The sequence below is a fragment of the Brunnivagina elsteri CCALA 953 genome, assembly GCF_002289455.1.
In the GTDB taxonomy this organism is placed as follows: Bacteria; Cyanobacteriota; Cyanobacteriia; order Cyanobacteriales; family Nostocaceae; genus Brunnivagina; species Brunnivagina elsteri.
Genome location: NZ_NTFS01000415.1, coordinates 1 through 5,591 on the forward strand (window position 1 = coordinate 1; position 5,591 = coordinate 5,591).

Annotated in this window: 7 protein-coding genes and 1 pseudogene; 6 read left to right on the forward strand and 2 right to left on the reverse strand. The window is 40.7% G+C overall.

Going from position 1 to position 5,591, the window contains the following annotated elements; genetic code table 11:
* Window positions 1-235 precede the first annotated feature (235 nt).
* Entirely contained in the window at window positions 236-388 is a 153-nt protein-coding gene (locus CK510_RS33020; protein WP_211293303.1) for a hypothetical protein, read from the reverse strand.
* 712 nt (window positions 389-1,100) lie between these two features.
* Between CK510_RS33020 and CK510_RS25330 the strand changes: the two genes are divergently transcribed.
* The 6 genes and pseudogenes from CK510_RS25330 to CK510_RS31225 all read left to right on the forward strand — a co-directional run bounded on the left by CK510_RS25330 (window position 1,101) and on the right by CK510_RS31225 (window position 5,234).
* Window positions 1,101-1,598 (forward strand): DUF2231 domain-containing protein, encoded by a 498-nt coding sequence (locus tag CK510_RS25330; protein WP_095724310.1) that lies wholly within the window; start codon window positions 1,101-1,103, stop codon window positions 1,596-1,598.
* The gene (locus CK510_RS25335; RefSeq protein WP_095724311.1) at window positions 1,598-2,203 is read left to right on the forward strand and encodes a DUF2231 domain-containing protein; all 606 of its coding nucleotides are present in this window, start codon (window positions 1,598-1,600) and stop codon (window positions 2,201-2,203) included. The genes CK510_RS25330 and CK510_RS25335 overlap by 1 nt, the downstream gene beginning before the upstream one ends.
* A gap of 56 nt (window positions 2,204-2,259) precedes the next feature.
* Complete coding sequence (locus CK510_RS25340; protein WP_095724312.1) at window positions 2,260-3,189, forward strand: cytochrome c oxidase subunit II; 930 nt, start codon at window positions 2,260-2,262, stop codon at window positions 3,187-3,189.
* Between the two features lie 92 nt (window positions 3,190-3,281).
* Window positions 3,282-3,578: pseudogene (locus tag CK510_RS25345) on the forward strand (cbb3-type cytochrome c oxidase subunit I); the annotation flags it as partial.
* 55 nt (window positions 3,579-3,633) lie between these two features.
* Window positions 3,634-5,013 carry a fdxN element excision recombinase XisF gene (xisF, locus tag CK510_RS25350; RefSeq protein WP_095724313.1) on the forward strand — a complete coding sequence of 460 codons (1,380 nt, stop codon included), beginning with the start codon at window positions 3,634-3,636 and terminating at the stop codon, window positions 5,011-5,013.
* Window positions 5,014-5,027: 14 nt separating this feature from the next.
* On the forward strand, window positions 5,028-5,234 hold the full coding sequence (locus CK510_RS31225) for a hypothetical protein (RefSeq protein ID WP_143289435.1): 207 nt from the start codon (window positions 5,028-5,030) through the stop codon (window positions 5,232-5,234).
* Between the two features lie 15 nt (window positions 5,235-5,249).
* Here CK510_RS31225 and CK510_RS25355 read toward each other — a convergent pair whose 3' ends face one another.
* Window positions 5,250-5,462, reverse strand: a complete 213-nt coding sequence (locus CK510_RS25355; RefSeq protein ID WP_095724314.1) for a hypothetical protein — start codon at window positions 5,460-5,462, stop codon at window positions 5,250-5,252.
* Window positions 5,463-5,591 lie beyond the last annotated feature (129 nt).

Sequence of the window (5,591 nt, forward strand, 5' to 3'; positions counted from 1 at the left end):
GAACCCTTAGTTTATGGCACACTGGCTACTATTACCACATCGATCTAAATGTTTTGTCTTAATTTTTTCTTAAGTTTTTTATCCCTCTATTTTTACTTTAAATTTTTGATTAGATTAGATGGATATCTAATTCGAGCCGAAGCAAATCAAAAAATTGAATATTTTCATATTTGAGACAATTTTGCACAAAAAACCAAGTATTTGCAAGATTAATTGCTTAACAAGCTTGTTCTGTTTAATTCCCCAGCAATAGAAGGGCAGCGTGCAAACTTTGCCACTGTCCGTATCCCCGTCCGTGGCAAGATTTGCGTTTTGTGTCGGGGTAAAATCCTCCGTAGTTTTGTGTGTCGTATTCCGTCCCCACAAACTTCTCTCCGTTACAAAACATAATTGCGTAGCTTTAGCTTCTCGCTCTGCGAGTATTGCGAATTGTTTTAATGTTGTGTATGAAAACTTTACTAAGCTTAATTTTTGTTTACGTAGGCGAGGCAAAGAATAGCCCATATTGTTGGGAAAGTAAGGGATGTAATTGGGATACCAAAAATAAATTACCTGGGAAAATAATGTTTTTAGCTAACCTTTTAAACAATTCAATTGTTACTGATAAGTAATATTATTTGACCGATTTAATATTGTTTCAGAGTATCTAAAGCTATAATCAAATCAAGAGATTCACAATGTCATCTACTTCTGGAGATATTTAGCTTAGTTAGCTCAACAAAAGTATTGAGTTGACAGGTAACGACTTAGAGGATGATTACCCACAAACTATAATTCATAGACTTTTCAATCTCTGAAAATGTAATTCAAGTACAAAATTAAGTGAATCTACATCTGTATATAAATAACTAATAGCCATTAAGATAATGTCGAAAAATTGAGACAAATACGAAAGCATCCGTAATATTGATTCCTTCAGCGTTGCGACAAGCAACTGCTACATTTATAGTGACCATATACAAAAAATAAATATAAAAAATAAAGATAAAAAAATCATAAAAGTCGCAATTTAAACTTTTTAAATTAGCCAAATCCTTAAAATTTGAAATAGCGGTCTGTAAAGTTTTATTTCATTTAGGAGATGCACCCAGGAGAACACCATGCTTGACCTAATTCCCAAATTAAACGACCATAACCTACCATATCCAGACACCATCCATCCAATTTTGGTTCATTTTGTGATTGCGATGGTATTATTTGCCTTTACCTGCGATGTAATTGGTTACTTTACCAAAAACCCCCGCTTGTTCGAGGTGAGTTGGTGGAATATGTGCCTTGCGACAGTAGCGATTTTCGTCGCCATTATTTTCGGACAATTTGAAGCGGGATTAGCCAAACCCTACGACGTAGTGCAACCAGTATTGAGTATGCATACTTTAATCGGTTGGTCAATGTCTGGAGTCATAGCAACGATTACAGCTTGGCGTTATGCGATCCGTTTAAAAACCCCGAATCAAATACCGATTCCCTATTTAGGATTAGGATTAGTCTTAACTTGCTTAGTATTCTTGCAAGTTTACCTTGGAGACGAACTGGTTTGGGTATATGGCTTACATACAGTACCAGTAGTAGAAGCTATTAAAGAGGGAGTACTGTAATGGAAACAGGATTAATAGAACAATTGCGATCGCAACTGGGAACAAACGGACTTCCTTATGTTTTCCCAATTCACCCAAACTTAGTTCACCTCACACTGGGTTTATTCATCATTGGCATTACCTTTGATTTTGTTGGGGTACTATTTCCCTTACAACAACCCATCTTCAAATTTTTAGCACTGCCAGCAGCACGTTCCAACTTCTTCGACGTGGGTTGGTATAACATGCTAGGTTCGTCAATCATCACATTTTTCACCCTAGCTGCTGGTTTCTACGAAATGATGCTGGCAGAACCCACAGTCGCAGTCAAAAGTTCCTGGGGATTAGCAGCAATGGAAACCATGCTCTGGCACGGAGTCGGAGGAGTTTTCTTACTAGCTACCATCGTCGGAATGACAGTTTGGCGAGGATTACAGCGTTTTGTGTGGCGTAAAGAAGAAGACCGTCAAGTTCAGTGGGGTTACTTAGTCGCGGGTATGGCAGTCATGTTTTTGCTATACATACATGGTACATTAGGCGCACAACTCGCAGCTGAATTTGGAGTCCATAACACAGCCGATTACCTGCTCCGGGCAGGTGAAAACCCCAATTTATTTTTAAAATAGTTATTGGTTGTTGGTTCGTGTAGTTAATAATCAATGCCCAATTCCCCATTCCCACCATGATTATCCGAAACATCTTTGTAATCATTGTGAGTGCGATCGCGATAACTGCGGCAAGTCTCTGGTTGGGACAACAATCCTATTCTTGGTTCCCCGTCCAAGCCGCAGCCGAATCGCACCTAGTTGATGACTTATTTAGTTTTCTAGTCGTACTCGCATCATTTATTTTTCTGGGTGTCACAGTGACCCTACTTTATTCAATCGTATTCCATCGGGCAGCACCTAGCGACACCAGCGATGGTCCCCCAATCGAAGGGAATATTGCCCTGGAAGTCGTTTGGACAGCAATACCCATTGCTCTGGTGATTTGGATTGCAACTTATAGCTATCAAGTTTACGAACAAATGGCAATTCGCGGACCAATGGAACACATGCATTTTCAGATGCCGAAAGCAATGGAATCGGCATATGCATTCCCTTGGGATAAAAAACCAGTTGTTGAACAAGAGTCTGAAGTTATCGGAAATGGAACCATTAATGTTATCGCAAAACAATGGGCTTGGGAATTTCACTATCCTTACAAGAATGTCTCCAGCACTGAATTACACTTACCTGCAAATCAGCGAATTCACCTAGCATTGCAGTCTGAAGATGTTCTACATGGCTTTTATGTACCTGCATTCCGAGTTAAACAAGACATCATTCCCAAACAAACAATTGACTTTGAATTCACTCCGACTCGCGAAGGTACATACCGTCTAATGGACTCGCAATTTAGCGGTACATACTTTGCAGCAATGGAAGCAAATGTCGTAGTCGATTCACCTGAAGAATATCAACATTGGTTAGAGAAAGCAGCAAATCAAAAACCTGCTCCAGCCAAAAATCAAGCTGCTGAAGAATACGCAGCTAACCAATCCAAACCCTTCCAAAACGGTTGGCAAACAGTAGTACCCGCAGCACCTCCGATAGTTAATTATTCAGGCTGATTCGATTTTAGATACATTCGCTGTCCCTCAGTACAAGCTTTGGACTTTCAGCAAAATGCCCAATTCTCAATGCCCATCACACCACTCCAAACATGACAAATACCAACGTTGAAAGACTTCCCAGCGTTGTCTTAGATAAACATCACCATCTACCCCCGACAACCTGGAAAACTTACTTCAGCTTCAGTCACGACCACAAAGTAATCGGGATTCAATATCTTGTAACTTCATTCTTTTTCCTTTTAGTTGGTGGCATCTTCGCGATGATTATGCGGGGTGAACTACTCACTCCTGAAGCCGATCTAGTCGATCGGACAGTATATAACGGTTTGTTCACCATGCATGGTACAGTCATGCTATTTGGTTGGACATTTCCTTCGCTTGTCGGATTTACAAGGGACAAAATTGGTGTAAGATACTTTTTATTGGATTTGAGGATATTTTATGCGCGTTGGTTACGTTCGCGTGTCAACGTTTGAGCAGGAAGACGCATTAGTGCAACAAACTGCCAGGATTGAAAAGGCTGGATGTACGTTGATCTTCTCTGATATTGAGTCAGGGAAATCCGATAAGAGAAAAAACTTTAATAAGTTGTTGGTAATGTGCAGGACTGGACAAGTCACAGAAGTTGTTATAACACGGGTCGATCGGCTAGCGCGATCGGTGGTCACAATTCACCGCGCGATCGCAGAGTTTCAGGAATTAAAAGTTAAGTTAATTATTTTAGATGCTCCTGTAGATGACACTTCCTCTCCGTTCGGCTGGTTCTCCATTAACCAAATGGCTGGATTAGCTGAGTTTGAATCGCGTTTGCTGCAAGACAGGGTTAAACATGGAATAGCTCACTTTAAAGAGCAAAATCGAGCATATCAACCACCTTTTGGATATACCCGCGCAGACGGAAGGTATGTACCTGACTTATCAATAATTGGGGAAACTGGAAAAAGCAAGTGGGAAGTCGCATCTGCGATCGTGACTTATCTTCTCGATAATAGAGCATCTATTCGGGGTACGGCTCATTTTATAAATGAAACTTACGGATTGAAATTCTCGCCTGTAGGCTTACGTTCTTGGCTGATGAATCCTGTGCTACAGGGACATACCCGGTACAACGTGAAATATAACAGGGTAAACCCTGAGAACTGGGATATCAGGAGAGACACTCATCAAGCCTTGATATCTTTACAGATATACCACCAAATAGAATCTCTGATGGCAGAAAACCGCAGACGGTGGGGGCAAAATTTTACTGGTAATTCCGGGGTGGGTGAAATTTTATTATCAGGTCAGATTTATTGTGGTTGCTGTGGTGGTAAATGCTACGTCCACGATAAGAAAAAGGCAATGGCTTTAAGGTGTAAACATCGTCGCGTTTACGGTGAGAACGGATGCACTAATAAAGCTGGAGTAGCACTACAGAGAGTAATCGATGCGGTTGATACCGTTTTGACAGAAAAGGCAAAAACATTGGCTAATTACACCGTGACTAACCAGCCCAATCCACAGGAATCACCAGAGGTGGCAGAGCTTAAAGTTAGGGTGGAAATGCTTAGAAAGATGCCTCAAGATGCGATCATTACTGAGGCAATTGATAAAAGCATACTCAAAATTCAATCGATCGAACAGCAAAACGTGCAAGTCAGCAGTATTGGTGCTAGCTTGCGATTTGAGCTAATCCAGACTTTTGGCGACGGGCGTTTCCTTGAAACGCTCCCAAGCAAAGAAAAAAGAGAGTTGTATCGAAAATTCGTTGATCGCGTGGTCGTTCTAAACGGCGAAATCACTTCGATCTTCTTGTCTGAGGTGTTCCGTTTTGAGCAGTGATGGATCTGCCATGATTGCTTTTACTGTTTCGTCGTCAAGATGCTGAATCTTCGCAAATAACAACGCTAGTTTTAACAGACGCTCAGGAAATGTTTCGTGGGGGTAGCGTATATATGGGTTTTCCATTATTCTCTGTAGCGAACGACTTACGTCGCGCAAGCTTCGATTATTTTAGTTTAGTTGGCAGTCGATTTTGTTTTGTTAGTGGCAAACGACTTTAATAAATATTCGTTAGCTTAGGTGGTTTCATCTTTTTCAGTATTGTTGCCAGAGGTGCTAGTTGATTCCTGAGTTTGTCTTTGAGGTTTAGTTTCAGTAAGTGTCTGTGCATTAGTTAACATAAGTTCCTCAGTGGCTTGCTTGGAAGCGTTTTCTCCCTTAGAACCCGCACCAGTTTGAACTGCCAAATCACTTTTTCGTGAAAAATAGCGGGTGAAACTTTTACCCACTATTTTTTCTACTTTTTTTGGAGATTAGAAAAAGTGGTGCTGTCCAGTCGTAGTTAATTTCAAGGGCTAACCTGTAACATCTGATGCAGAATTAATATTAATTCTGCATCAGATGTTACAGGTTAGCCC